This window comes from Romboutsia sp. LXY-2 (assembly GCF_056171995.1).
Genome location: NZ_JBKFGI010000004.1, coordinates 173,070 through 197,513 on the forward strand (window position 1 = coordinate 173,070; position 24,444 = coordinate 197,513).

General features: G+C 26.2%; 27 protein-coding genes. 12 read left to right on the forward strand and 15 right to left on the reverse strand.

What is annotated here, in order from left to right:
* The first annotated feature begins 203 nt into the window (after window positions 1–203).
* The 3 genes from ACI48P_RS09130 to ACI48P_RS09140 are packed head-to-tail and all read left to right on the forward strand — an operon-like array spanning window position 204 to window position 3,340.
* Entirely contained in the window at window positions 204–1,016 is an 813-nt protein-coding gene (locus tag ACI48P_RS09130) for a PIG-L family deacetylase (RefSeq protein WP_475214993.1), read from the forward strand.
* Between the two features lie 40 nt (window positions 1,017–1,056).
* Window positions 1,057–1,785, forward strand: a complete 729-nt coding sequence (locus ACI48P_RS09135) for a response regulator transcription factor (protein ID WP_475214994.1) — start codon at window positions 1,057–1,059, stop codon at window positions 1,783–1,785.
* Window positions 1,754–3,340: a HAMP domain-containing sensor histidine kinase gene (locus ACI48P_RS09140; RefSeq protein WP_475214995.1), complete on the forward strand. Its 1,587-nt coding sequence runs from the start codon at window positions 1,754–1,756 to the stop codon at window positions 3,338–3,340. Before ACI48P_RS09135 ends, ACI48P_RS09140 begins: the two co-directional genes overlap by 32 nt.
* A gap of 70 nt (window positions 3,341–3,410) precedes the next feature.
* Here the strand turns inward: ACI48P_RS09140 and ACI48P_RS09145 are convergent, their stop codons facing one another.
* The 3 genes from ACI48P_RS09145 to ACI48P_RS09155 are packed head-to-tail and all read right to left on the reverse strand — an operon-like array spanning window position 3,411 to window position 5,282.
* Window positions 3,411–4,223 (reverse strand): ABC transporter permease, encoded by an 813-nt coding sequence (locus tag ACI48P_RS09145; protein ID WP_475214996.1) that lies wholly within the window; start codon window positions 4,221–4,223, stop codon window positions 3,411–3,413.
* Window positions 4,217–4,915: an ABC transporter ATP-binding protein gene (locus ACI48P_RS09150; RefSeq protein ID WP_475214997.1), complete on the reverse strand. Its 699-nt coding sequence runs from the start codon at window positions 4,913–4,915 to the stop codon at window positions 4,217–4,219. The genes ACI48P_RS09145 and ACI48P_RS09150 overlap by 7 nt, the downstream gene beginning before the upstream one ends.
* Window positions 4,916–4,919: 4 nt before the next feature.
* Window positions 4,920–5,282, reverse strand: a complete 363-nt coding sequence (locus tag ACI48P_RS09155; RefSeq protein ID WP_475214998.1) for a GntR family transcriptional regulator — start codon at window positions 5,280–5,282, stop codon at window positions 4,920–4,922.
* A 221-nt stretch (window positions 5,283–5,503) separates the two neighbouring features.
* On the opposite strand from ACI48P_RS09155, the gene ACI48P_RS09160 reads away from it, so the two are divergent.
* From ACI48P_RS09160 to ACI48P_RS09170, 3 genes are all read left to right on the forward strand, one after another.
* A complete protein-coding gene (locus ACI48P_RS09160) occupies window positions 5,504–5,674 on the forward strand; it encodes a hypothetical protein (protein ID WP_475214999.1) in 171 nt (56 codons plus the stop codon).
* A 190-nt stretch (window positions 5,675–5,864) separates the two neighbouring features.
* Window positions 5,865–6,701 (forward strand): PHP domain-containing protein, encoded by an 837-nt coding sequence (locus tag ACI48P_RS09165; protein WP_475215000.1) that lies wholly within the window; start codon window positions 5,865–5,867, stop codon window positions 6,699–6,701.
* Window positions 6,702–6,818: 117 nt separating this feature from the next.
* A complete protein-coding gene (locus ACI48P_RS09170; protein WP_475215001.1) occupies window positions 6,819–7,055 on the forward strand; it encodes a hypothetical protein in 237 nt (78 codons plus the stop codon).
* 154 nt (window positions 7,056–7,209) lie between these two features.
* Here the strand turns inward: ACI48P_RS09170 and rluF are convergent, their stop codons facing one another.
* Both rluF and nhaA read right to left on the reverse strand, forming a co-directional pair.
* Entirely contained in the window at window positions 7,210–7,908 is a 699-nt protein-coding gene (gene rluF, locus ACI48P_RS09175) for a 23S rRNA pseudouridine(2604) synthase RluF (RefSeq protein ID WP_475215002.1), read from the reverse strand.
* 86 nt (window positions 7,909–7,994) lie between these two features.
* On the reverse strand, window positions 7,995–9,197 hold the full coding sequence (gene nhaA / locus ACI48P_RS09180) for a Na+/H+ antiporter NhaA (RefSeq protein ID WP_475215003.1): 1,203 nt from the start codon (window positions 9,195–9,197) through the stop codon (window positions 7,995–7,997).
* Window positions 9,198–9,585: 388 nt separating this feature from the next.
* On the opposite strand from nhaA, the gene ACI48P_RS09185 reads away from it, so the two are divergent.
* Complete coding sequence (locus ACI48P_RS09185) at window positions 9,586–10,956, forward strand: MotA/TolQ/ExbB proton channel family protein (protein WP_475215004.1); 1,371 nt, start codon at window positions 9,586–9,588, stop codon at window positions 10,954–10,956.
* Window positions 10,949–11,575, forward strand: a complete 627-nt coding sequence (locus ACI48P_RS09190; protein WP_475215005.1) for an OmpA family protein — start codon at window positions 10,949–10,951, stop codon at window positions 11,573–11,575. Before ACI48P_RS09185 ends, ACI48P_RS09190 begins: the two co-directional genes overlap by 8 nt.
* Before the next feature lie 42 nt (window positions 11,576–11,617).
* Here ACI48P_RS09190 and ACI48P_RS09195 read toward each other — a convergent pair whose 3' ends face one another.
* Entirely contained in the window at window positions 11,618–12,034 is a 417-nt protein-coding gene (locus tag ACI48P_RS09195; protein ID WP_475215006.1) for a DUF4829 domain-containing protein, read from the reverse strand.
* Window positions 12,035–12,349: 315 nt separating this feature from the next.
* Between ACI48P_RS09195 and deoD the strand changes: the two genes are divergently transcribed.
* The gene (deoD, locus tag ACI48P_RS09200; protein WP_475215007.1) at window positions 12,350–13,069 is read left to right on the forward strand and encodes a purine-nucleoside phosphorylase; all 720 of its coding nucleotides are present in this window, start codon (window positions 12,350–12,352) and stop codon (window positions 13,067–13,069) included.
* Window positions 13,070–13,123: 54 nt separating this feature from the next.
* On the opposite strand, the gene lexA is transcribed toward deoD, so the two are convergent.
* The 5 genes from lexA to ACI48P_RS09225 form a co-directional block, all read right to left on the reverse strand.
* Window positions 13,124–13,759 carry a transcriptional repressor LexA gene (gene lexA, locus ACI48P_RS09205; RefSeq protein WP_475215008.1) on the reverse strand — a complete coding sequence of 212 codons (636 nt, stop codon included), beginning with the start codon at window positions 13,757–13,759 and terminating at the stop codon, window positions 13,124–13,126.
* 101 nt (window positions 13,760–13,860) lie between these two features.
* Window positions 13,861–15,003, reverse strand: coding sequence for a tyrosine-type recombinase/integrase (locus ACI48P_RS09210; RefSeq protein WP_475215034.1), 1,143 nt, complete (start codon window positions 15,001–15,003; stop codon window positions 13,861–13,863).
* 717 nt (window positions 15,004–15,720) lie between these two features.
* A complete protein-coding gene (locus ACI48P_RS09215; protein ID WP_475215009.1) occupies window positions 15,721–15,912 on the reverse strand; it encodes a small, acid-soluble spore protein, H family in 192 nt (63 codons plus the stop codon).
* A 127-nt stretch (window positions 15,913–16,039) separates the two neighbouring features.
* On the reverse strand, window positions 16,040–16,300 hold the full coding sequence (locus ACI48P_RS09220) for a stage V sporulation protein S (RefSeq protein WP_475215010.1): 261 nt from the start codon (window positions 16,298–16,300) through the stop codon (window positions 16,040–16,042).
* Window positions 16,301–16,519: 219 nt separating this feature from the next.
* Window positions 16,520–17,188 (reverse strand): hypothetical protein, encoded by a 669-nt coding sequence (locus ACI48P_RS09225; protein WP_475215011.1) that lies wholly within the window; start codon window positions 17,186–17,188, stop codon window positions 16,520–16,522.
* 200 nt (window positions 17,189–17,388) lie between these two features.
* Between ACI48P_RS09225 and ACI48P_RS09230 the strand changes: the two genes are divergently transcribed.
* On the forward strand, window positions 17,389–17,667 hold the full coding sequence (locus ACI48P_RS09230) for a hypothetical protein (RefSeq protein ID WP_475215012.1): 279 nt from the start codon (window positions 17,389–17,391) through the stop codon (window positions 17,665–17,667).
* Between the two features lie 52 nt (window positions 17,668–17,719).
* Here ACI48P_RS09230 and trmB read toward each other — a convergent pair whose 3' ends face one another.
* Both trmB and ACI48P_RS09240 read right to left on the reverse strand, forming a co-directional pair.
* The gene (trmB, locus tag ACI48P_RS09235; protein ID WP_475215013.1) at window positions 17,720–18,370 is read right to left on the reverse strand and encodes a tRNA (guanosine(46)-N7)-methyltransferase TrmB; all 651 of its coding nucleotides are present in this window, start codon (window positions 18,368–18,370) and stop codon (window positions 17,720–17,722) included.
* Window positions 18,371–18,452: 82 nt separating this feature from the next.
* Window positions 18,453–18,587 carry a hypothetical protein gene (locus tag ACI48P_RS09240; RefSeq protein ID WP_475215014.1) on the reverse strand — a complete coding sequence of 45 codons (135 nt, stop codon included), beginning with the start codon at window positions 18,585–18,587 and terminating at the stop codon, window positions 18,453–18,455.
* A gap of 453 nt (window positions 18,588–19,040) precedes the next feature.
* Here ACI48P_RS09240 and ACI48P_RS09245 point away from each other — a divergent pair, with 453 nt between their 5' ends.
* Window positions 19,041–19,901 (forward strand): YitT family protein, encoded by an 861-nt coding sequence (locus ACI48P_RS09245; protein ID WP_475215015.1) that lies wholly within the window; start codon window positions 19,041–19,043, stop codon window positions 19,899–19,901.
* Window positions 19,902–19,948: 47 nt separating this feature from the next.
* On the opposite strand, the gene ACI48P_RS09250 is transcribed toward ACI48P_RS09245, so the two are convergent.
* The gene (locus ACI48P_RS09250) at window positions 19,949–21,049 is read right to left on the reverse strand and encodes a leucine-rich repeat domain-containing protein (RefSeq protein ID WP_475215016.1); all 1,101 of its coding nucleotides are present in this window, start codon (window positions 21,047–21,049) and stop codon (window positions 19,949–19,951) included.
* Window positions 21,050–21,348: 299 nt separating this feature from the next.
* Between ACI48P_RS09250 and ACI48P_RS09255 the strand changes: the two genes are divergently transcribed.
* Window positions 21,349–22,464 (forward strand): tyrosine-type recombinase/integrase, encoded by a 1,116-nt coding sequence (locus ACI48P_RS09255; RefSeq protein WP_475215017.1) that lies wholly within the window; start codon window positions 21,349–21,351, stop codon window positions 22,462–22,464.
* A 710-nt stretch (window positions 22,465–23,174) separates the two neighbouring features.
* Here the strand turns inward: ACI48P_RS09255 and ACI48P_RS09260 are convergent.
* Complete coding sequence (locus ACI48P_RS09260; protein ID WP_475215018.1) at window positions 23,175–24,374, reverse strand: alanyl-tRNA editing protein; 1,200 nt, start codon at window positions 24,372–24,374, stop codon at window positions 23,175–23,177.
* Between the last annotated feature and the right edge of the window lie 70 nt (window positions 24,375–24,444).

Consider the following 24,444-nt stretch of genomic DNA (forward strand, 5'->3'; position numbering starts at 1 on the left):
TTAATAAAAAAGTCCAACAAATTAATTGTTGGACTTTTTTATTTATAAATTATATACATATACAAAAGTTTCGTAATAATTTCGTAATAATTCCGATGAAAATGTAATAAAATGTTAATATTTTTGAAAAAACATTGTAAATTTTTATTGATATTATATCTTTATAGAAAAACATTTAGAATTCATAGGGGGAAGATTTAATTATGACAAACATTATAGCAAAAGAAAAAAGCAAAAAACAAAAAAAAGGAATTTTATTTATTCCTATAATAATTATATTAAGTCTTACAGTTGCAGGATTTAGTAGTTTTGGCCATTACGAAAAAAGAGAATTTAAAGACAATGTTGTTTTTTATCCTCAACATCAAGATGATGAGGTATTATGGGCAGGTAGTGCTATTGTAGAGGCTATAAAAGAACGAGGAAGTGATCATGTTTATGTTGTTCAAGTATCTACTGGCTCTGGAATATCAGTGTTTGATAGATATGAACAATATAAAAATCTAACAAGAGAACAAAAAACTAAACTAAGAGAAAATGAGTTTTTAGCTTCAGTTGAAGCTTTAGGTGTAAAAAAAGAAAATATAATACTATTACCTGAAATAAATAAATCAGATACAACTGACTTTAACTTAATGGAAAAAGTTGCTCTAGACTTTGAAAAAAACTTAAAAAGCGTAACACATGTAGCTCACACATACAAATTAGATGACCATTTACAACATATAAAAAATGGATCTGTAATTCAAAGTTTATACAATTCTGGAAAAATAAAAGATGCTAAGTATTTCGTAAAACCACAGTTTGCTCACAAAATAGATTTAGGTAAAAAGATAGTTTATAAAGCAGATACAAATGAAGAATATGAAAAAGTAAAAAAAGCATGTGAACAATATAAGATAGTAGATGAAAAAAATGGTAGAGAAGGAATAGGATATAAGTCTGACCATAAGTCTTTTGATAATTTAGTAAATGACAAGTCTGTAGAAGCTATACTTCATACTCCTGAATTATAGGATTGACTAAATATGATATAATTTGTCTTGGGGTGATATTATGAATGAAAATATTTTAGTTGTAGATGATGATAAAGATATTGTTGATGCAATAGAATTTTATTTAAAACCAGACAATTATAACGTATTAAAAGCTTATGACGGCATAGAAGCTTTAGAAATTCTTATGGAAAATAATGTAGAGCTTATTATAATGGATGTAATGATGCCAAAACTAGATGGTCTTAAGACCACATTAAAGATTAGAGAAGAAAAAAATATACCTATTATACTATTATCTGCTAAGTCAGAGGATATGGATAAAATAATGGGACTTAATATGGGTGCTGATGATTATATAACAAAACCATTTAATCCATTAGAGTTAACTGCAAGGGTTAAGTCCCAGCTTAGAAGGTATATTAATCTAAACAACATGAACAATTATACAAATAATGAAAATAATAATTTTCATAAAAAATCAATTTTAAGAAGTGGTGGACTAGAACTTAATTCAGAAACTAAAAAAGTTAGCTTAGATGGTGAAGATATAAAAATAACACCTATAGAGTTTAAGATATTAACACTACTTCTAGAAAATCAAGGAATTGTATTTTCTTCACGAGACATATATGAAAAAGTATGGCAAGAAGATGCTTATAACTGCGAAAAGACAGTAGCAGTTCATATTAGAAGAATTCGTGAAAAGATTGAGATAAACTCAAAAGATCCAAAATATTTAAAGGTGGTGTGGGGTATTGGATATAAAATCGAAAAACTTCCTTACTAATAACTCTAAGGTTAAGTATATATCTTTAGGTATACTAATATTATTTATATCTGCTCTTTTTGAAACATTATTTAATGTAATATTTAGTTTTAGAGGAAGTAACATGTATAACTATGTTTCTATTCCTAGATACTACTTCTTTGGATCTGTTAATAATGTGTGGGGATCAGAGTTAAAAGATGACTACATTATAATAGCAATAATATTAGGTGTTATAACTTTAATATTTGCAGGTCTTTATTATATTAATAGAAATTCTTCTAAAAAATTAGAAATTAAAATAGAAAGCTTCACTTCTAATAGGTCTTTAGAGACAATACTAATTTTAGTAGTAGCATTAATAATTCTTAGATATTTTGTATGGGCAAATACATTAGACTTTTTTGATAACATACTTATTTTTATTAATAGTATTATTTTATCACTAGTATATATAATAATTATCTATATTAATTTTAATAAAAAGAACTTAGATAAGAAATCTTTTGTATATAAATTTATAAAAGGATTTATAAATAAGCAAAATAAAAAATCTTTAAATAAAAAAATTGCTGCATGGTTTATTTTGACTATAATAATAAACTTTACTTTACTTTCAATAGTATTTATACAAATATTTGGATATTATTACAATGGTTCAGCTTTTATATATGCCTTCATTGGAACTTTACCAATAGGAGTATCTTTAGCTTTAATTTATAGAAAGCTATCAAGAAAACTAAGTTACGTAGATTATATTTCATCTAATGTTAAAAATATAGAAGAGGGTAACTTAAAATACCAGCTAGATGTAAAAGGGAATGATGAAATATCTAACCTTGCCTTAAGTATTAATAATATTACTAATGGTTTAGATATTGCACTACAGAATCAAATAAAAAGTGAAAAAATGAAAACAGAACTTATCACTAATGTATCTCATGACTTAAAGACACCATTAACTTCTATAGTAAATTATGTAGATATTCTAAAAAACAATGAATTAGATAATGACACTATAAAAGATTATATTAATATTTTAGATAGAAAATCTAAAAGACTTAAAGCCTTAGTAGAAGATATTTTTGAAGCTTCAAAAATAAGTAGTGGTGATATAGAATTAAATATAGAACAAACAGATATAAAAGAACTTCTAATTCAAAGTATAGTGGAGTTAGAAGATAAAATAGAAAAAAGTAAACTTGATTTTGTAATATATACACCAGATGATCCTATATACACTATGATAGATGGTAAAAGAATGTATAGGGTATTTGAAAATCTTATTAATAACATACTAAAGTACTCATTAGCAAATACAAGAGTTTATATAGATATGTATATAGAAGATGAGAATATAAATATAGTTTTTAAAAACATATCTAATCATAGGTTAAATATGAAACCAGAAGAGCTTCTTGAAAGATTTAGACGAGGCGATGTATCTAGAAACACAGAAGGTTCAGGTCTAGGATTATCAATTGCTCAAAACCTAGCTTCTATACAAGGTGGAAGTATGGAACTTTATATAGATGGTGATTTATTTAAAGTTATTTTAAAATTTAAATCAATATAATTTTACATTAAAAAAGGTTATACATAAGTTATTTTAACTTGTATAACCTTTTTTGTTTAATTAATATATGTTACTCTAAGTTTAACTTTCTATCTAATATATACTTAGTAGCAAAGAATAATACTATTAAAGTAGCTAAATTAAATATGTTAGCAGCTAAAAAACTACTACTTACTAAAGAAGTAAAGCCTTCTACAGGATTAGCTTCTAAAGATAACATTAATTGATCTCCTAAATTATCAAATAAAAATGAACCTATAATATTTTGGATAAAGTTAAATACTATATTTATTCCTAAAAAGCTTATAAAAGAAGCTAAATTTCTATGCTTATTAAATATAGGTAATTGTCCCATAGATAATGATAAATAAACAGTAAACACGAATACAGAAAATCCTAAGAACATTAATAATAATATATTTATTACATATGATAAAAATCCTTCATTTACTAATGATCTCAATAAATCCATAAAAGTATTGAAATAATAAGAGTAATCCATACCAAATTCATTTATTAAAGGGAATATAGTCATTAAACAAAATGCTAAAAATGCTACTAAGCCACTTAGTACTGTCCATATTAATACTACAAAATACTTAGATAATAATATTGAAGTAGAGCTTACTGGTAATGTAAAGATTAGATAACCTTCATCACCAAGTAGATTTTTACTAAATCTTTGAATTAGTACTATTATAGTTATAACAAACATTGCTATCATAAGTGCTGCAAATACCATTGTTAAAATTCCTTGTACTTGGTAAAGCTCTGTATTTATAAAAAATCCATTTATTAAGGCTACTACAAGTAGTGTAATATATAGAGGAATAAATATCCTTGCCGTTGCTTTTAATTCGTATTTTAATAATTTTCCTAACATCTAAATTCCTCCCTAAATAAAGTATCTATAGATTTTCCTTTTTCTTCTCTTATTTCATCTACATTACCTTGTAATACTATATCTCCTTTAGATATAAATATTACTTCATCACATATACTTTCAATTTCGCTTATTAAATGAGTTGCTATCAATAGAGTAGCGTCTTCGTTGTAGTTTGTAATTATAGTCTTTAGAATATAGCTTCTTGCAGCAGGGTCAACCCCACCTATGGGCTCATCTAAAATATATAGATTTGCTTTTCTAGACATAACTAATATTAATTGAACCTTTTCTTTTGTCCCTTTAGACATTGTTTTTAGTTTTTCCTCAAGATTTATGCTTAGTTTTTCTAGCATATCATGCGCCTTATCTATATCAAAATCTTCATAAAAATCATTGAAGAATGCTAATAAATCCTTTACCTTCATCCAATCATTTAAATAAGTTCTTTCAGGAAGATAAGATACTATTTTCTTAGTTTCAACAGAAGGTTTAATACCTGATACTAATAATTCACCTTCATTTTGATGTAATAATCCATTAATTAATTTTATTAATGTACTTTTACCACTTCCATTAGGACCTAAAAGTCCTACTATTTTTCCTTTTGGAATATTTAAATTCATATCTTTTATTACTGCTTTATTTCCGTAACTTTTACTTAAGTTTTTAATTTCCACGATATTTTCCATTTGGTTACCCCCTTATTGTTTTTATTATAATATCTGGTACTTCATCTTTTTTGTAGCCTAAGTTGATAAGAGTATTATAAAGAGATGTTATTTCCTCTTTTGCTATTTCCTCTCTTAAATGATTTATTATATCTTCATCATTAGTTACATATCTACCGCTTGTTCTTTGACTATAAACTAAACCATCTCTTTCTAATTCTGACAATGCCCTTTGCATTGTATTAGGATTGACTTCAAATTCTAAAGCTAAGTCTCTTACTGACGTTAGTTTTGAACCTGGAGATAATTCCTTAGAGATTATTTTTAGCTTTAATATATCTACTATTTGAAGATATATGGGCTTATTGTTATTAAACTCTATAGTCATATATACACCTCCATATCATTGTATTAATCACTTAATACAATATTACAAATATTAATTTGATTTGTCAATAGGTTAAAGGAAAAAGTTAGATAAATTGCTATTAAAATAAATACTATATATAATGATAAATATTTTTTATAGAATATTTTTAGATTTGTATAAAAATATACCCCTTAATCAATACTATTATTAAGAATATATTTTGAAGGGTGGTTGATTAAGTGGAATTAATTAATACTAAAAAAATGAAAGATCCTCAATTTTGTAGTCTTTGCGAAAAGGATAGAAAACATGTGATAGTAACTTATGAAGATGTAAATGAAAGCAATGAGACATTTACAGTTGAAATGAAAAGATGTAAGTCTTGTGGAAATGAAACAACATATATGTAAAATACATAAGTATTAAATTATATTAAGGGACTATTGAAATAATAAAAGTTAATTATTTCAATAGTCCCTTAATTTTTATATAATGTTAGTTACCTTTATTTCAGTATGTCTAAATCATATTAACTTGATAAAATTTAACTAACATGAGAAAATAACTATATAAATTTATATTAAATTAAAAGGAGAGCTTATGTTAGTAGATTTACATATACATACTTACTACTCAGATGGTACTATGACACCTAAAGAGGTAGTTGATAAAGCAAAAGAAAAAAATGTTAAGGTTATAAGTATTACTGACCATAACAAAATTGATTCTTGGGAAGAATTTAAAAGTATAGCAATAAAAGAAAATATAATTCCTATAAAAGGTGTTGAAATAAATGTAGGGCATAAAGATAGAGTTCTACATATATTAGCTTATAACTTTACAAATACACCTGAACTATTAAGGTTAATAAATAAAGCTGATAGTGAAATGCAAAAAATGAGTGATGATTTAATAATAAATCTTTCAAAAGAATCTGAAAAAGTTTCTATTAAAGACTTTGAAGAATACAATTATAATCCTAAATATGGTGGTTGGAAAGGCTTACATTATTTATTAGATAGAAAAGTTACAACAAAACTATTTGATGGCTTTAAATATTATCAAGAATATGGATGTGGATATGAACTTTATGATTTTCCATCATTAAAGGAAGTATGTGATGAAATAGAAAAGGCTAATGGTTATAGTGTTTTAGCTCATCCTTATGAATACTATAAGGCTTTACAAAAAGATGAACTAATTATAGAATTAAAAGACTTAAAGAATAATGGTATAAAAGGAATCGAATGTTATTATCCAACACATGATGAGTCTATAACAAATACATGCGTTGAGTTTTGTAAAAAATATGATTTGCTAATTACTTCTGGAAGTGATGACCATGGTGAGTTTGGTAAAGAAGCTAAAACATTAGATCAATCTTTAGGCTGCATGAATAAAACAGTAGAGGATTTAAATATTAATAAGCTACTGTAATACTTTAATAAAACTAAATTTATACTTTATATAGAATATTTTATAACTGTTTAAAATATGTTTTTAGAGGAGATAAATATCTAATATAGAAGATTATATCTAAGGAGGGTGATTTATATGGAAAACAAAAACTATAAAGATGCCTTGGTTCAACTAAGTGAATTTGTAAAACAAAGAGAAGAATTAGTTGCTATATTAGAGGAGAGTATTGATAAGTCTATTATTGATAGAACATTGCCTTTTGACTATAAAGAAAAGTATGTAGAATGGCAACAAGACTTATTAGATATAGTTCTACGACAAAGTAATGAAGCTAAAGAATATATGATGACTTTGGATGACAATGATAGTTGATAATTTTAAATAATAATTAAGTAGTTAAAAGAATAATAAAATGCCAGAAGTAATTTTACTTTTGGCATTTTTAATTATATAAATCTAAAACCTCATAAGTTTTACTTATTATATTTTCTTTTAAGGCTAACTCATTAAATAAAAAACTTGTAAACTACTTTAATAATCCTTCTACTTCATGTGGCTTAAGCTTTCTCCATTTTCCAGTAGGAAGTCCTTTTAAAGTAAGATTCATTATTCTAACTCTCTGTAATTTTTTAACTTCGTAATTAAAGACTTCACACATTCTACGTATCTGTCTATTATAACCTTGCGTTAAGATTATTTTGAATGTACGGCTGTTCACTTTAGTAACTTTACACTTATTAGTTACTACATGCTTGTTTGTAACTGGGTTAAATATACGTACACCTTCTGACATACCATCTATAAAACTTTTAGTTATATCTTTATTAACAGTTACAACATATTCTTTTTCATGGTTATTTTCTGATCTTAATATTTTGTTAACTATAGTACCATCATTAGTTAATATTATTAACCCTTCTGAAGGTTTATCTAATCTACCAACAGGGAAGATTCTCTCAGGATAATTTATATAATCAATAATATTACCCTTAATATGTCTTTCTGTAGTACAAGTAATCCCAACGGGTTTATTTAAAGCGATATAAACATCATTTTTCTTCTGATGTAATTTTTTACCATTTACTTTTACTATATCATTAGGTTCTACACTTTGACCTACTTCAGCAACCTTACCGTTTATTGTTACCTTTCTTTGTTGTATTAATTTATCAGCTTCTCTTCTAGAACATATTCCAGTCGAGCTAATATAGTTATTTAATCTCATAAATGTCTCCTTATGTATGATAATTACTTGTTAATTATAGTATAGTTAGTTTTCCTTAGCAAGGGGCATATATGTTTATCACTAATTTATCTTATATATAGTTTACTAGTATATTTTAGATTAGGTTTATTTTTAAATTTTATATAATAATAGTATAAATTTATTGTAAGCGCACTTATTATTACAGATATTAAAGCTGATAGTAAAATTGACATTTTTGCAATATTTACTAACACAAGGTTATGTATAAAAGCAACTTCTGAAACAAAAATTGACATTGTAAATCCGATACCTGCTATTATGGATACTAAAAATACAGCTATCCAACTAATGTTCTTTGGTTTTTCTGTAATTCCTAATAAACATCCTAAATAACTAAATAACATTATGCCTAGAGGTTTCCCAACACATAGACCTAAAATTATTCCAAGTGATAGGGTAGAGGCACTTGAAAAACTTACTGTACTAAAGTCTAATGAAATACCAGTATTCGCAAATGCAAATAAGGGTATGATAATTATACTATTAATTGGAACTAATAGTCTTTGGAGCCTTTCTAAAGAACTTCCCCCCTGTTCGGAGGATGCTGGTATAACCATAGCAAGTAAAACCCCACTTATTGTTGAGTGAACTCCACTTAAATGGATAAAATACCATAAGCAAAGACCAGAAAGTAAATAATATGTAATACTTCTAACCTTAAATATTTTGTTAGCTAGAATTAATATAATTAAAATACAAATCGCTATAAATAAATAAGTAGTTTCAATATTGATAGAGTATACTAATCCTATTGCTAATATAGATACCAAATCATCAACTACTGCAAGAGAAAGTAAGAATATCTTTAATGAAGTATGAAGCTTCTTTCTAAAAATAAAAAACACACCAACGGCAAAAGCAATATCTGTTGATATAGGTATACATACAGCTCTTAAAAAAGGAGTGTTCCTATTTATGACTAAAAAGATAAATGCTGGTACCAACACACCTCCGAGTGCAGATATTACAGGGAAAGAAGCTTTCTTTATAGTAGATAAATTTCCATGAAGTATTTCATGTTTAATTTCTAATCCTGCTACTAAAAAGAAAATAGCCATTAAAAAATCATTAACAAACATATGCATAGTAAATTTATCGCCTATCTTAATGCTATCAAAATAATATGTGTATATATCTTGATAAGGACTATTATATATAACTAGCGCTGCAATAGTTGCAACAATAAGACCAACACTTGTAAACACTTCGAGTTTAACAGGTCTTCTATAAGCTCTTAACAACCTCAATTTATCACCAACCTACCTTAAATAAAATTTAAATACAAATGGACAAATTAGATATCTTTCAAAGAAGCCTATGTCAAGAAAAGTAAAATTATTACTAATTTATGTAACACATCTACCAATCTAATCATAGTATTTATTAAGAATAATAACTATTAAAATACTCCCTACAATATCTCAAAAGATCAAAGTTATCTGGAAATATTATAGATAAAACCCATAGCTAATAATTTAATGTAGGCAATGTATATAAATAGTATCTTATAAAGCAGTCTGTAGTTAACAGCTGCTTTATTTTTTTTACAAAAATATGATTATTTTAATTTTATTGTATTTTAATTTAAGCTAGGACATATAGATTATAATAAAATAATTTAAAAAGTAGGGGGGGATGAAGTTGAATAATATGTTAGAAAATTTTATTACTTCAGTAATTAGCAATCCAATAACAGTATCTTTTTTAGTTATAATTACAGTTTACTCAATAATTAAGATAGTAGAAAATAAAATGATCTATGAATTTATTAATCAGTATTTAAAAGAAATCAATGAACATCAAAGGAGAAGTATTTTCTATTCTCAAGTCCTAGAAAAATTTAATAAGTATAAAGAAGAAAATAGCTATGCTGAAATTAATATATCATCTTTTACAGAAGAAATAGCTGCAAATGTTACATATAAAAAGAAATATATACTAGACAAGATTAGAGCATTAAAAAATGCGTCGTCAGTGTGTATACTATTAGGAGTCTTAGGTACATTTGTTGGACTATCTACAATGCTACTAACAGTAAATACTAATGACATAATAAATTCGTTGCCTCAAACAATAAGCAGTATGCAAACTGCTTTTACTACAAGTATATTTGGTATAGTTTTTTCTATATTACTTGGGTTAAGCTTAAGAGTTAAAGATGCAGAGCATGTACTTATACAACTAATGTTAAAAATAGAAAACCTATTAACTGCTGAAGTAACTCATGCTAAAGCAAAAGTAATGGATTCTAAAATAGAAGATGTAAAAGATACTATTAAGCAAATAAGTAAGTCAATAGAAGCTATAGAAAGATTTGATAAAATATCTAAGGATCTTAACGACTTTAATGAGGAGTTTATAGGTGGAATAGAAACTCTTAAACAGCTTATAGAAGGTTCTGAAAGCTCTATTAAGACTTTTGATCAAAGCGTAAGAAAATTAGATAAGCAATTTAATATAATGAACATTAAATTTACAAATTTATTTGATAAATATGAAGACCAAGATGAAATTAATAAAGAAATACTAATGGATATAAAAGAATGTACTAAAAATATTTATGATTCTACAGATAATCAAAATAAAATAAAAGATTACCTAGAAAATATAAATAATGAGTTTTCTGTATACGAGAGCAATACAAAAGACCTATTAGATAACTTAATAACACATGAAGACAATGTTTTATTAAAGCATAAAGAATTAAATGATCAGCAAATAATACTAGATAATAGTATTAAAAACCTTTCAAACATTGTATCTGTAACATCTAAAGATGTACAAGACAAATTAGACATGGTTTTTAGCTATGTAGACATCTATAATGAAGCTTTAAGTCTATCAAGTAAAGAACCTATAAAAACTCATGAAGCTATTAACACAAGGCCTGATGAAAAATATAATCATGAAGAAATATATGAAATAGATAATGAAATGGAACTAAATAAAAATAAAAAAATGTTTACAGTAATTAAATCGATAAGTGAGGATGACTTACATGATTAATAAATATAGAAGAACTGTAAATAAGGATTTTGAAAAGAGTAGCTTTTGGCCAACTTTTACAGATTTAATATCAACAGTTCTAATGGTTGTTATTTTAATTTTATTTAGCTCAGAAAGTATTAGTGGATCAGTAGAACAAGATTTAGCCAATAATGTAAATGACTCCGTAAAAGAAACCCTTAAAGATAGTGGTATTCCAGTATACGTTGATGAAAAGAGTGGAGATATAACTTTTGGTGATAGTACATTATTTGATGTTGATAGCGATCAGTTAAAACAAGAAGCTAAGGATATGCTGAAAGTATTTATTCCTAAATACATAGAAACAATATATGGAGATTATTCTGATTATGTTTCAAAGATTGTTATTGAAGGTCATACTGATGATGTAGGTTCATATATGTATAATTTAGATTTATCTCAAAGAAGAGCATATAGGGTTGTGGAGTATATTGTTGGAGATGAAATAGGAGATTATGAATATAAAGAACAATTAACTAAAGATATAGTTGCAATTGGAAGATCAAAGGCTGAACTTATTACAAATGAAGATGGAAGTATAAATAGAGATGCTTCTAGAAGAGTAGAAGTTAAATATGAGGTTAATATGAAGAAATAAAAAGTGACTAGTAAATAGTCACTTTTTTATACTACTTTTTTTTTATACCGCACCAATATCAATTAACCATTGTGAGTTGGAACTTTTCTTTGTTAGAAAAAACCAAACATCATAGACACCACTTTTATTAGTAAACTTACTACTAGAATCATATGTTACTTCATATCTTACTTTATAAATCTTGAAGCTTTTATCAGATGATAAGTTATTGTTTTTTATATATACTTTTTTTATGCTTTCATTATGTTCATCTTTAATGCTCAGTATTTTTATACTTCTAAGATAGTTGTTATCAGCTTTTATTTCCTCTATATCTTCACAATTTAATAAAAGTTTTTCAATAGATTCAATGTCTTTATTATTTCTATAATTAAAATATTGATATATAATATTTTGAGAAGAGTCATTTGCTGAAAGATTTTCTGAACGAACAGTGACTACAAAAGTAAATACTAACATTGGTATAAGTATACAGAAAGCTATTTTTTGTGTATTTTTCCTCAGAAGTCATTCCCCCTTAGTCTTATTTATAAATAAGTACTAGAATATACTTTGATGAATGTACACAGGTGTTAGAATAAAAAGATATTTTATTATTAATATATTAAACTAAAATGAAAAATGAACTAAATCTTGAAAATAAATAGCAATTTTCATAAATGAATACGGAATTTATAATATTACTATAGAATTTTTTTTAATTCATCCATAAAAATTATGAAAAGTGGTATAATATGTAATAAACAAATAGAATTAAAACTAAGGAGAAATAATATGAGTAAAGAATTAACACCAACTCCACATAATAATGCAAAAATGGGAGACATAGCTGAAACAATTTTACTTCCAGGAGATCCATTAAGAGCTAAGTTTATCGCAGAAACATTTTTAGAAGATGTTGTTCAATATAATACAGTAAGAGGAATGTATGGATATACTGGTTACTACAAAGGTAGAAAAATCTCTGTACAAGGTTCAGGAATGGGTATGCCGTCAATAGGTATCTATTCATATGAATTAATACATTTTTATGGAGTAAAGAACTTAATAAGAATTGGTTCTGCAGGAGCTATCAATAAAGACCTTAAGCTTCATGATGTTGTAATAGGTATGGGAGCATGTACTGATTCAAACTTTGCTTATCAATATAACTTACCTGGAACTTATGCACCTATAGCAAGTTATAATTTATTACAAAAAGCTGTAGATGTTGCAAAGAATAATGGTACAGACGTAACAGTAGGTAATATATTATCTAGTGATGTATTTTATAGTGATGCAGGATTAGATAACTTAAGTACTTGGAGTAAGATGGGTGTACTTTGTGTAGAGATGGAAGCAGCTGCATTATATATGAATGCTGCAAGAGCAGGAGTTAATGCATTATGTATATTAACTATATCTGATTGTCCTTTCACTGGAGAAGAGTGTTCTGCACATGACAGACAAGTAGCATTCACAAAGATGATGGAAATAGCTTTAGAATTAGCTTAATTACATAAATCTAATAATATCAAATAAAAAAAGATATGGGAAACCATATCTTTTTTATTTGATAACTCTAAATACACCAGTTACTATACCTATTATTTCTACATCATTAGGATCTAAAATTATAGGCTCTAAAAATTCATTTTCTGGTTGTAATCTTATAATATTATCTTCCTTAAAGAACCTTTTAACTGTCGCAGATTCTTGCTTAACTAAAGCAACAACTATTTGAGAATTTGAAGCAGTACTTTTCTTGTCAACTATAACATAGTCACCATCTAAAATTCCTGCATTAATCATACTGTCGCCTTTTACTTTTAACACGAAATTGTCATTTCCCTTTACAAAGTTAATAGGAAATGGAATAAATTCTTCAATGTTTTCTTGTGCAAGTATTGGTTCACCAGCAGTTATTTGTCCAACTAAAGGTAGTGTTAATATTTCTTGATTTACACCAGAAGCTTGTTCACCTCTATCGCTACCTAAAACTTCAATAGCTCTTGGCTTTGTAGGGTCTCTTCTTATGTATCCTAATTTTTCAAGTTTATTTAAATGTGAATGTACTGTAGAAGTTGATTTTAAGTCTACAGCAACACAGATTTCTCTCACTGAAGGTGGATATCCTTTAAGTAAAAGTTGATCTTTTATAAACTCTAATATCATGACTTGTTTATTACTTAAATCTAAATACATTTATAATCACTCATTTCTGTGTTAATTTTTGTAATCTAAAGTATACCTATATTGTAGCATATTGAGGTTTTTAATACAAACATTTGTTCCAAAGAAGCATTTTAAATATTCTCATCATTTTCCTCTTCAATCCATTCGAAGTTATTAACAATATCTCTTTTAACATTCTTCTTATGTGCTGCATATAACTGAGTAGTTGTTACGTTATCATGATCAAGAAGATTTTGAACGTCATAAATAGAAAAACCTGTCTGAATTAGGGAAGTAGCAGCTGTTGCTCTAAGCTTATGAGGGCTATATCCGTTATCTCTAGAGGTATCCATAGAAATTGATGTATATTTCTTTACTAACTGTCTAATAGCCTTAGGATTTAACCTTTTATTTTGTAAAGAAAGGAATAGAGCATCTTGAACATCTTCACTTAACATTTCACTTTGAGGTCTTTCATTTAAAATATAATCTCTAACAACCAATTCACAAGTTTGGTTTATTGGCATTAACACTTCTTTACCACGTTTTCTATAAATTTTAAATTCACCTCTAGAGAAGTTAAATGATGAAATATTTAGCTCACGAAGCTCATTTAATCTAAGACCATAGGTTACAAACAAAGCCAAAATAGCTTTATCTCTAAGTTTAGTTTTTCTCCAATAGACTTTTTCTTTTTCAGTTAAACCTTCACCAGTATCAACAGCATCAAGCATTTTTGCAACTTCATCAATCTCAAGACGTTTTATGGCATCAGGTTGAGGCTTAGGTAATTTTATTGGATTAAATCCATCAGTAATGTTATTTTCTAGTTGCTGATTTCTAAATAAGAATTTAAATAGAGTAGATAGCGATGATTTTTTTCTAGCTAAAGCTCTATTATTATTTTCATAAATCAAAGTACTTTTATCTGTATGCTTATAATATCTACTACAATAATCACCTAAAAACATATTTACGTCTCTAGCTTTAACTTTATTAAATTCCTCTAATGTAATATCTAAAGCATCAGAAGCTTCTGTAAGCTCCTTAGTTTCGATTAAGTATGTACAGAAGAAGTATATATCTTCTAAATAAGCCAAACGGCTTGAAACGGCAACAGAGCCTTTTAAATATATAAAGTAATCTTTCATAAATGGAGGAAGCTTTCTTTCTACAGAAATGCATCTTTCAATAATCTCATTGTCGCGTAAAACGATATTATCTGGTTTATCAGACTTATTATGTATTTTTATCATTTTTTTATCACTCAAAATATCACCACCTAATAATTTTTATTCTAATTAATAAAATAGCACATTGTTTTTTTTGATTCAACAATTCCTTAAAATTAAATAATCATAAAAATCGAATATAGTATCAAGTAGAAGCTTATATTATAAATATGGTAAAGAGATATAGATTGGAATTAATAGTTACAACTTTATTTAATTGTAGAATATGATATTTTTACTTTATTAATTAAATAGAAATGACATGTCGTCAAGTGGGGCGACTTAAATATATTAAGTATGTATATGATTGATAGTTTTAAGAATATAAGATTAAAATTATTGGTTAATAGAGATAATAAGTAAAATGAATATAATTTGTGAAACATTAGTGAGAAACATATACAAATAAACAATAGATATTAAATTTAATAAATCTGTTATGAGAAAACCAATTCTGTACACACATAAAGATTATAAATAGAATTATTAAAATAAAAAGATCTGAAGATTAAAGTTAGAAAAGAATAGTAATAGAAATAGTGAAAAATATTATATTATATATGTATATAGCCAGAATATGATAAATAAGGCATTTTAATATATTTATATTAAATTTTATACTAACTATTCCCAAAATATACATTTAAAGACTAGTTAGATTATACTTAAATAATTACCATATACATTTAATATATACCACTCTTTAATCAATTATTGACAATAACAATAAAAATCCCTTTATTTCAAGGGATTATTTAGTTATACATATTTATTTTTTTCAGTTAACATTTCTAAATCAACTTCAAATTTTACATTATCTTTTACAGTTTCAACATATGCAGTACCAATATTATTATCAAAACTTATAATATGTACTTGTTTGTCTTTATAATATACAGATGCATCGTTATTATTTGAATTAACAATTTCTGCAGCGCGTCTTAGTTGCATAAAAATCCTCCCATATAGTAATTTAATATTATATTAACCTATATAATAATCATTTATTCATTCAAAAAATAAAATAAGCATAATGATCTTAATCAATATGCTTACTCGGATATCTTATTAAAACTCATTATTTAGGCTCAACCATCAATTTTATTGCTGTTTTTTGTTGACCATCAATTTCAATATCTGTAAATGCTGGTATGCACACAAGATCCATACCGCTTGGAGCTACGAAGCCCCTTGCTATTGCAATTGATTTTATAGCCTGATTTAATGCACCTGCTCCGATTGCTTGAATTTCAGCACTCCCCTTTTCTCTAAGAACTCCTGCCAAGGCCCCTGCTACAGAATTAGGATTAGATTTAGATGAAACCTTTAATACTTCCATTACAATATCCCCCCCTTGAGTAATAAGATATTTTTATAAATCTTATTAACGGCATTTTTTAGTATATTTCTATAAATAGTTAGAAAAACCTTTATTTTTCATAACTATTTTATTAATATTGAAGTTTTTTTTATATTTATGTAAAAATAAAAAAATATAGCAAATCTAATATCGTTTTTTAGCAAAATAAAAAGTGTTGAGTAACTCAACACTAAAATACTAACTATTTTTACCATTTTCTACTATATTATCTATTTCCTCTAAAGAAAATCCAGTTATTTCTGTTATGAAGTTGATGTTAGCTCCTTTGCCTAATAAGTTAATTGCAATATCTTTTCTAGTTTTTAGTAATTTAGCTTCTTTACTTTCTTTTTCTTCATCATAAGTAATTTTTTCTAAGTACTTTTTAGTATTTTCTAATTCATAATTAGGACTATAAGCTTCTTTATTGTCTTTATTACTATGTACTGTCTCTGAACTATCTTTAGAATCTGTAGAATTTAATTCTTCTTCTATGCTATGATTCTTTGTAATAGATATAAAACTAATTACAATTAGTATAGATGGAACAATAAAATACAATTTTGCACCTAGAAAACCTAAGATAATAGTAAAAATAGCTAAAACTTTATTTAATGTGTCAAAAGAAAAGCTAAAGAAATCTGTATCATTAGAATATGATCTTATAACAGCTAATATTAATGTAATTACACACATTGGAAGAAGTAAATAACTAGCAATTACTCCTTCAAATCCAAGAAAGTCAAAGTTATTTTCTATATTGGTATAAACAAACATGTACCCATTTAGATAAGCGAAAATACATGCAATGATACCTAATGCTGCCCCTAGAGCTTGTGAGTACCATTTGTAAAAAGAGCACTTCATGTTCATCCCTCCCCTACTTAAAGATGTATATAAAATCATATGCGCTTTTAGTAATAAATATTTCTATATTTAATCTTCTATTGTATTAGTAAGTTATTTTGTGTATACTGATTGTTATGATATTTAGGAATAAGTTGATTATTTATACTTATTTTGGAAATAATAAATATTATCCACTGAGTTAAGGGGGAGTTTTGATTATGTTCGACAACATAGAATTTTTTCTTAAAATTATTTTTATAGTCTTAACTGTTGTTTGGATTAGTAAAATATTAGTATTAAGAACAGATAAACAAATAGTTATAAATCCATTATTATTAGGTATTGCTGCTCTTTTAGTTGTACTACCACAATCTAATGAGAATGTTGAATTTATGGGTTTTAGTGTAGAGTCTATTAGAATAGCATTATATAGTATTTATTCGCTAGTCGTTGTATTTGGCGTTTTTGCTACAAAACGAAAAAATGGTATATTTTAATGCATAAAAATAAGCTGTGATATTCACAGCTTTTTTACATATTAGTCATTATTTACAAACATTTAGGCTTCTTAGCTTCACATCTATATATTTTCATTCCTAATGACATGAATTTGTCTTCATATTCAGTAGTTACATTTTCTATAGATTCGTTATTAGATAAATCTAAAGAAATATTTTTAAGTAGCCAGTAATTACTTGCAATTTCATTTAAACTAAATTCAAATAATTTTTCATTGTCAGTTTTAAAGTGTAACTCACCTTCTCTATCAAGTAGTTCTTTATACATGTTTAAGAAGTTTGTGTGAGTAAGTCTTCTTTTTGCCCATCTAGTTTTTGGCCATGGATCACAGAAATTAACGTAAATTCTTGATAACTCACCTTTTTCAAAATAATTTAATATGTTACTTACATCTCCCCATACAAACAGTATGTTATTTAAATTAGCTTCATCAGCTTTTTCTACAGCTTTTAATAAAACTTCTTCTTTAAGTTCCATAGCTATGTAATTGATATTAGGATTTTGTTTAGCAAGTGTAGTAATAAACTTACCTCTACCTGTACCAAATTCAACATGTATTGGATTATTGTTATTAAACTGTTTGTGCCAATTACCTTTTAATTCCTCTATATTTTCTCTTAATACATAATTAGTATAACTTAATAATTTTTCATCTGATCCTTTTTTACGTCTTCTTCTCACTATATTCTCCTTTATATAAATGGTAAATTTTGTATTCTTAAAAAATTAAAGAGTATTAGCCTAAACTAATACTCTACTTTTATTAATGTCCGCAACCAGAGCATCCTCCGCCGCAGCCACCTTCATCATTAATCATATTTTCAGGTGCAACTCTGAATCCATATCCAGTATCTTCTATTACTATATTCCCATACTTTGTATGATCCTCAGTACTCATTATAAAGTTTAATCCATCAACTTCATAAGTTAAATCTTCTTCTTTTTGCTCATCCAGAGCAAGTCCAAATGATGGACCACCTCAACCAACACCTGCAAAATACACTCTTATGTTTCCAGGTCTGTCTTGATTATCTTTTAATATGTCTTTCAGCGTATTTACAGCTGATTCTGGTAAAGTAACCTTCATATAATCATTTCCTTTCAATATTAACTTAAAATCATTTATATTATATACCGATATGGTGTATATAATCAAATTATTTTTTCCAAATCTGATAAAAAAATCCATATTCTTAAATTTTTCATGTAATAACAATTAATTTTACATGTATTTACAAATATTGATATGAATATCTAATTTTCAGAATTAATTATATTATATTATACCCCTATTATTCTTCCTTAAACATTGTTATAATATTGATTGTCATAATTGAAAGGGGGATCTTATATGAAAAAACAAAAACCGTCTATGCTTATAGAAAGCGTTGGGCTTATACTGGGTTGTATATCAATGAGTATTGGTATCAATATGTTCTTAAAACCACATACAATCGCTCCTGGGGGCTTAAGTGGTATGTCTGTAGTACTAAGTAAAGTTACTGGATTATCTGTATCTAGTATTATGCTTATGATTGGTGTGCCTTTAGTTTTATTAACATTCAAAATGTTAGGACGTAAAAACTTCATCAAAACTTTAATGGGTACTGTATTATTTTCTTTAATAGTAAATATAACTTCTCCATTAGCATCAATTGTTGCTACAAGTGATTTATTGTTATCAGCTATCTCTGGTGCAATATTAGTAGGTATAGGTATTGGTATTGTATTTAGAGTAGATGGTTCTACTGGGGGAACAGATTTAATAGCTTTAATCTTAAGTAAAAAATTCCCAGGTATAAAAGCAACAAAGTTTATGATGTGTTTAGATGGTGTTGTAGTAATATCATCTGGTATAGTAAGTCAAAATATTGAGATAGCTCTATATTCTGCTATTGCTTTATATGTAATAGTAAAAGTAGCTGATGCCATAATGGAAGGCTTTGATTTTTCAAAGGCATTCTTTATTATTTCAAATCAATCAGAAAGTCTAAGACAAGTAATTACTAATGAATTAGATAGAGGCCTTACTATTTTAGATGGTAAAGGTGGTTATACAGATGAGAAGAAAGATGTATTACTAGTTGTTATTCCTAAGAATCAAGAAGTGTATCTAAAAAAATTAGTTAAATCTACTGACCCTAATGCATTTATAATAGTAAGTAATGTTCATGAAGTATTAGGTGAAGGATTTAAAAGTTTAAATAATTAAAGCGGCTTATAAGCCGCTTTTTTTAACTCTGTTAATTTTATTACTTATTAATTATTTTCTAATATAGAGTTGACTTCTTTAGACTCCCCTTCTCTAAGATTACATACAAATAAACTAGGACTAATATATTTATAATCATTTATAAAAGGAAATAGTATTGTGTATCTTCCATCTTCTAGATTTTTAAATTTGTATTCCCCTCTAGAGTTAGTCAAACAAGAAAGCTTCTCCCCTTTTGTATTTATTATAGTTATAGTTTTATTTTTTACTATATTCCTTTTGTAAGATATTATATCTATATCTTCTTTATTATCCAATTCTAACTTACCGTAGATTTCACTAAGAGGTTTTTCTTTTTTTAGCTTATTAAGATTAAAAGTAAGATTTACTAACTTAATAAAAATTGGTTGTATCAAAATGCCACTTAAGATTCCTCCCTTTAAATATGGGACTTCGTGAAAAAACTCAGCTTTTATTATACAATCAGAATATACATTTTTAATTAAAACTTTTGAAACTGAATAAAGGAAAAAAGGTCTCTCATCAGTTTCTATATAATTAAAGCTGCCAGTGACTTGTATGTTATCACAGTGTATTTGAATATCTTCATCCCAAGTAACAGATGGTTTAAATAAATAGTCTTCTCCATAATCTATAGATATTGGATTTAACAATACGCATTGTTCACTAGCTATGACTTTCAAATTTTGAGAGCATAGTGTATTAATAAATGATAAGTCAGATATTTTATTGTTTGAAATATTAAGTAGTTTTAAATTAATGAGAGGTTTTAAATCTGGTATAAAAGATATATTGTTACTTTCCAAACCTACACTTTCTAAATTCTTTAGTTCATTTAAAAAAGATACATCTTCAATCTTATTTTCGCATAATTCTAGGTTCTCCAATTTTTTTAGTTTTCTTAGCTTCTCTACATTTGTTAAACAATTTTTACTAAGGTTTAAGCTGATTAAATTTTTAGCATAATGAATACCTTCTAAATCTTTTAAGCCACACTGTGATAAATCTAATTCTTTTAATGTTTTTAAATACTCTTTTGTTATTTGTGACTCAGACTTATTTAAGGCATTAGCTAGGGCAAATCTTAAATGCTTATTAATCCAATTTGTATTATTACTTTTTGCCAAAGCTTATCATCCCTTCTTTAAAAATTAGATACAAAAAAATAATTTATTAAACTATACATTGTAACGTTAGTCTCCTGAACATAGGATTATCTCTTACCAACTTATGCTTTATGTAATATAACTGTGATTGTAAGACATAAAATATATACTTTTATGCCAAAAATCATAAAACTAGTATTTTCAACATATTTAAAGATTAATTTGGGTTTTATGTCAGTTATATGTCAGAACTTTAAATATATTTATTTATATAGATATGATATAATTAAATAATACTTACTAATTATTGGAGGGACAAAATGAGCTTTGCATTTATAAGAAAAAGAAGTAAAAACTACATAGTTTATTTAGAATATAAAGATGTTGAATCAGGTAAAAAATATCAAAAAAATATGGGCTCTTATGATAAAAAAAGAGATGCTTCAAAAAGATTAAATGAAATAAAAGAGAACATATTTAATGATAATTTATCGCTACCAAATGCCTTAAATTTAGAAATTTTTCTATTAGATTTTCTCGAAAAGTATAAGATAAATTTATCAATAACTACATATAATTGTTATAAAAGAATTACTAAAAAATATATAATTCCTATCCTAGGAAAGTATAAACTTAATGAATTAAAGCCTATTCATATTCAAAATTATGTTGATGATTTAGTTGGTATTTTAGCTCCACAGACTATTAAAATACATATAAATATATTAAATTTAGCACTAAGAAAGGCCTATAGATTAAAGCTAATCAATGAAAATATAATAGAATGTATTGAGGTTCCGAGGAATAAAAGATACAAAAATAGGATATACGACAGAGAAAGTATGATAAGATTACTTGAAATATGTAAGGATACTCCCCTAGAGTTGCCTATTTATTTAGCTTCTGGATTGGGGCTTAGAATATCTGAAGTTCTTGGACTAACATGGGATAACATAGACTTTAACGAAAATTGTATAACAATAAACAAGATAACAGTACGTAATGAAGGTAGAGTTATTCTAAAAAATCCCAAAACAGAAAGTTCAGAAAGGACCATTTCTGCTCCAAAAGAGATAATACTTATGCTAAAAAATCATAAGAAAAAACAGCTAGAAACTAAGCTTCAAGGAAAACTTGATAATAAGAAAAACTTATTATTTTATGATAAAAATGAGGAACCTATTGCTCAAGATGTTTTAAGTAAGAAATTTAATAGGTTTTTAAAAGACAATGATTTATCTCATATAAGATTTCATGATCTACGTCATTCTCATGTTACTTTATTAATTAATTCTAAAGTACCTATTAAAGTTATATCAGAAAGAGTTGGACATTCTAATATAAATACTACTCTAAACATATATGCTCATACACTTAAAGAAATGGATTCTGAAGCTAGTATTAAGATTTCGGAAACTTTATTTAAGTTAGGATAATATTTATAAATTAATTATTTTTATATAAAGTTGATAAAAAGTTTACTTTTTGTGACTAAATACTTTCGATTTTAAAGCCTTCATTTTACAAACACAATACAATAAGCTGTGTATCAAATAAAAAACGCTTAAAATTGCTTTAAATCAGTTTTAAGCGTTTTTTTATATTGATTCATTATAAATGGTTACCTTTGCATTATTATGTTAACTTATTAAGATTAATACGATAATAATTTCAAAAATTAATTATTTCATTTGGTCGATAGTGATCAAATAATTTTTAGTGCTTTAGTATAAATAAATCTTGAATATGTATTTAGTAACATAGATTACTTTAAAGGTAGGATAGAAAATGACTAGTAATACAAATTTTATTTTTATCTAAAAATTCATCTTATATTTTTTACTATATAGATATTTAAAAATAACAAAAAATCCCTCTAAAATCTTTCTGTTTTAAAGGATTTAAAATAATTTCATAACCCAATTAGTCGAATAAGTATGTCGAACCCCTTAAAAAGGATTTAAATGGGTAATTATAAAACACAACAATAAAAAGTCGATATTTAGTTTCCTTAACGTTATTATGTAAACTAAATAAAATATTAATATGAGACTTTTGTATACTTTTAGTTTTTAATTTTATATATTTTGTGCAAAAAAAGACACATAGATTATAATGTGTCTTTTTATGTATATCAAAATTTTTATTATAAAGTTCTTCCTAATTTAGAAAAAGCATAATCTAATGAGTTTTCTAAATTCCCATTATTCTTACCTCCACCTTGTGCAAGAGATAAGCTTCCCCCTCCTCTTCCATCAACGAGTGTTATTGCATCTTTTAATAAGTCATTCATATTTGCATTTTTTATATTTTTTGACGAAGCAAAAACTAAATTTACTTTATCATCAGACTTAACACCTAATAAGGCAATTGTATTTTCGTAGTCTGTTATTTTTGTTGCTAGTTTAGAAATATATTTTAAATTCTCATCCTCATATGTTTTTATAATTACTGATATGTCATTTATTTTAGATGAGTTCTCTATAAGATCTCTTAATTCATAATTAGCTACTACTTCTTCTAGTTTTCTAACCTTATACAAAGCATCTTCTAGCTTCTCATGAATACCTTTAATTCCATTAATAGCTTCCTCATCTGTTGAACTTAAATATCTACATATTTCAATCAGTGCTTCATCTCTTTTTAAGAAATAGTCTACAGCTCTCTTACCTGCTAAATACTCTATTCTTGTTGCTCCTTTGTTTTTTTCCCATTTTTTTAATTTAACCATACGTAAATCTATAGTAGACTTAGGATGAACTCCACAACATGCATTACTATCAAGTTCACCGATTTTAAGTATTCTTATTTCATCAGAAGTATCTGGTAAGTCTCTTCTTATCCATATTTTCTTAAGCTCTTTTTTAGGAGGTAGTAAAGTTTCTACCTCAATGTTTTCTCTTATTATTTCGTTAATATAAGCTTCAGCTTCTCTTATTTGTTCAGGCGTTAGATATCCCTCTATGTCTACAGTGCTTATCTCTCTACCAAAGTGTACTGCCACAGTATTAGCCTTAAATAAAGTATAAAAGCTTCCAGAAATTACGTGTTGTGCAAAATGTTGGTGCATACCATCTTCTCTACGTTCCCAGTCTATAGAGCATTTTACTTTATGTATCTTTATTGGCTTTTTATCTAATACATGAAATACCTTCGAATTCTTTTCATATACATCAATTACGCTATGATTATCTATTTTACCTAAATCACATGCTTGTCCTCCCCCACCTGGGAAAAAGGCAGTTTTGTCTAACTCTATATGGTATTTATCATCTATTTCAACAATATCTATTATTTCTGCTGTAAATTCTTTTATGTATTGATCTTTGTAATATAATTTTTCCATTTATTCCTCCTAGTATTTCTATTAATAATTTATATTTTACACTATTAAACAATGTATATAAAGATTTATG